This is a genomic window from Actinomyces polynesiensis (assembly GCF_000820725.1).
Taxonomy (GTDB): Bacteria; Actinomycetota; Actinomycetes; order Actinomycetales; family Actinomycetaceae; genus Pauljensenia; species Pauljensenia polynesiensis.
This window is the reverse complement of record NZ_CCXH01000133.1, coordinates 1-3,492: the sequence shown is the minus strand read 5'-3', so window position 1 is coordinate 3,492 and position 3,492 is coordinate 1. Positions and strand designations below refer to the sequence as shown.

At 72.4% G+C, this 3,492-nt stretch carries 4 protein-coding genes; all 4 read left to right on the top strand.

Translation table 11 applies throughout. The features are described 5' to 3' along the window. A partial coding sequence (locus TA90_RS06220; RefSeq protein ID WP_043535175.1) for a phosphopantothenoylcysteine decarboxylase domain-containing protein occupies positions 1 to 633 on the top strand: 633 nt, incomplete at its 5' end. Next, the gene (gene metK / locus TA90_RS06215) at positions 630 to 1,832 is read left to right on the top strand and encodes a methionine adenosyltransferase (RefSeq protein WP_043535174.1); all 1,203 of its coding nucleotides are present in this window, start codon (positions 630 to 632) and stop codon (positions 1,830 to 1,832) included. The genes TA90_RS06220 and metK, both read left to right, overlap by 4 nt. Positions 1,833 to 2,049: 217 nt before the next feature. Next, positions 2,050 to 2,595, top strand: coding sequence for a vitamin K epoxide reductase family protein (locus TA90_RS06210; protein WP_043535177.1), 546 nt, complete (start codon positions 2,050 to 2,052; stop codon positions 2,593 to 2,595). 70 nt (positions 2,596 to 2,665) lie between these two features. Further along, positions 2,666 to 3,492: primosomal protein N' family DNA-binding protein (locus TA90_RS06205; RefSeq protein ID WP_043535173.1), on the top strand; the 827-nt coding region annotated here is incomplete at its 3' end.

Here is a 3,492-nt window from a genome sequence, read left to right as displayed (position 1 = left end):
GAGGCGATCGACCCGGTGCGGTTCCTCGGGAACAGGTCCTCCGGGAGGCAGGGGTGCGCCGTGGCCGCGCGTGCCCGCGAACTGGGCGCCGAGGTGACCCTCGTCGCCGCCAACGTCGATCCGGGGTTGGTCCCCGACGGCGTGCAGGTGGTCCCCGCCCCCTCGGCCGCCTCCATGCTGGACGCGGTCCGGGCACGGCTGGACACCACTGATGTCCTGGTCATGGCCGCTGCGGTGGCGGACTTCCGCCCGGTCGGGGTCAGTGACCGCAAGATCAAGAAGGACCCCGCCACCGAGGACGCCCCGGCCCTCACCCTGGAACGAACCGTCGACATCCTGGCCACCGTCACCCGTGATCCACGTCGCCCACGGGTCGTCGTCGGCTTCGCGGCGGAGACCGGCACCCCCGAGGAGGTGCTGCGCCTGGGACGGGAGAAGGCGCTGCGCAAGGGCGCCGACCTGCTCGCGGTCAACGCCGTGGGCCCGGGACGGGGGTTCGGGGACGTCGACAACACCCTCCACCTCCTCGACCGTCACGGCGAGGAGGTCGGCACCCTCAGCGGGACGAAGGACTCCCTCGCCGACGGTCTGCTCGACCGGGTGGTCGCGCTGCTGGGTACGATGGCCCAGTGAATTCCGACCTGCGCCTCTTCACCTCCGAGTCCGTCACGGAGGGCCACCCCGACAAGATCTGCGACCGTATCTCCGACTCCATCCTCGACGCCATGCTCGAACAGGACCGCGATGCGCGCGTCGCCGTGGAGACGATGGTCACCACGGGCCTCGTCCACGTGGCGGGGGAGGTGACCACCGAGCGCGCCTACGTCGAGATCCCCCAGATCGTGCGTGACGAGATCCGCCGCATCGGGTACACCTCCTCGCGCATCGGCTTCGACGGTGCCTCCTGCGGCGTGTCGGTCTCCATCGGTCAGCAGAGCCCGGACATCGCCCAGGGCGTGGACAAGTCCCTGGAGGTCCGCAGTGACGGGGTGGGACTGGACCCCCGCGACCAGCAGGGGGCCGGCGACCAGGGCCTGATGTTCGGCTACGCCTGCGACGAGACACCCGACCTCATGCCCGCACCGATCTGGCTCGCGCACCGCCTCGCCAAGCGCCTTGCGGAGGTGCGGCACCGGGGGATCGTGGAGGGCCTGCGTCCCGACGGCAAGACCCAGGTGACCCTCGGCTACGAGGGCGACCGCCCGGTGTCCCTGGAGACCGTGGTCGTGTCCACCCAGCACGACGACGACATGACGCTGTCCCGACTCGACTCAGCGGTGCGCGAGCACGTCATCGCGCCCGTCCTCGAGGCGGCGGGTCTGGACCTAGCGACGACGGACACCGAGGTCCTCGTCAACCCCTCGGGTCGCTTCGTCATCGGCGGTCCCGCGGGGGGCGCCGGACTCACCGGGCGCAAGATCATCGTCGACACCTACGGGGGCATGGCCCGCCACGGAGGGGGCGCCTTCTCCGGCAAGGACCCGTCCAAGGTCGACCGCTCAGCCGCCTACGCCATGCGGTGGGTCGCCAAGCACGTGGTGGCCGCGCAGCTCGCCACGCGGTGCGAGGTCCAGGTGGCCTACGCGATCGGGCGTGCGCACCCGGTGGGTCTCTACGTGGACACCTTCGGGACGGGCGTCGTCCCGGACGCCCGCATCGCCGACGCGGTGCGGGAGGTCTTCGACCTGCGCCCCAGGGGCATGATCGAGGACCTCGACCTCCTGCGCCCGATCTACCGGAGCACCGCCGCCTACGGCCACTTCGGACGTGAGGGGTTCACCTGGGAGGAGACCCCCCGCATCGACCAGCTCCGGACGGCGCTCGGGGCCTGAGCACGGCCGGTCCGGTCGGGACGGGCACACCCCCACAGCACCGGGCACACCGGGGCGGAGACGAGGAGCGGACATGGCAGGGAAACCGGACACGGACGGCGCCACCACGGGAGTGCGGGCGTCGGGTCCCCCGGCGGACGGGGTGGGGGAGGAGGACCTCGACCTCGACCTCAGGCGCCCGGCCCCCCAGTCCTGGCGCAGGCGCACGGCCGTCGAGATGGCCGTCTCAGGCGTGTTCGGCCTCCTCGCCTCCTTCGTGCTGTCCATCGAGGCCTGGCACCTCGCCCAGGACTCCTCGCGCACCTTCGCCTGCGACGTCTCCTCGGTCCTGTCCTGCTCCACCGTCGCCCAGACACCCCAGGCGCGGGTGCTCGGCTTCCCCAACGCCTTCCTCGGGATCCTCTTCGAGTCCGTGGTACTGGCGGTGTCGGTGGCGATCATCGCCGGTGTGCGCTTCCCGAAGTGGTACATGTGGGGTGTCGAGGCCCTCTACACGATCGGCCTGGCCTTCGCGCTGTGGCTGTTCACCCAGTCCTACTTCGTCATCCACGTCCTGTGCCCCTGGTGCCTCCTCATCACCATCACGACGACCCTGGTCTGGGCGGGCCTCACACGCCTGAACGTGCGCGAGGGCGTCATCCCCGCGCCGGCCTGGGCGCGCCGGTTCGTGGCAGCGGGGACGGACTGGTTCATCACCGGCCTCTTCCTGGTGGTGCTGCTGGCCGCGGTGGTCGTGCGCTACGGCCCGCAGCTCCTGGGCTGAGGCGACCCGCGGTGGGCGCGTCGGCTGTGGGTGGGACGCAGCCGCACGCGCCCCGTGGTCCAATGGGAGCGTGGAGACCCGGCAGGACGCACTGATCGACCTCGGGGAGCAGACCGCCCCCGTGGACGTCGCCCGCGTCCTCGTCGACGTCGACCTGCCCCAGCTCGACCGCCCCCTGGACTACTCGGTGCCCGAGGCCCTCTCCGACGCCGCACGGCCCGGACGACTCGTACGGGTCCGCCTGGCCGGCAGGCGGGCCAACGGCTGGATCCTCTCCCGCGCGACGGTGCCCCCCGAGGGGCGGACGCTGCAGCCACTGCTCTCGGTCGTCTCCGACGTGGAGGTCGTCACCCCGGAGATCCTCCGGCTGGCACGCTGGGTCGCCGACCGCAACGTCGCCACCGCCTCCCAGGCACTGAGCCTCGCAGTGCCCGCACGTCACGCCGCCACCGAACGCGCGGTCCTGTCCGCGCCGGAACCCGAGGACATCCCCGTCGATCCCCCCGGGGACGCGTCCTGGGGGGACCACCCCGGTGGTGCCGCCCTCCTCGCCCACCTGGCGGCGGGGGACGCTCCACGAGCCGTGTGGACCGCCCTGCCCACCTCACGCGACGCGGAGCTGGCCGCCCTCGTGCGTGCGACCCGCTCCTCGGGTCGTTCCGTCCTCGTGGTCGCCCCGACGGCCGCCCAGGTCGAGGCGATCCGCGCGGTGCTCGCCGAGGACCTCGGGGAGGAACACGTCGTGACGGTGACGGCGGAGGACTCCGCGGCCCGACGCTACCGGGTCCACCTGGAGGCCCTCCTGGGCCGTGTGCGCGTGGTGGTCGGCACGCGCAGCGCGGCGTGGTGCCCGGTGCGTGACCTGGGGCTGGTCGTGGTCTGGGACGACGGTGACGA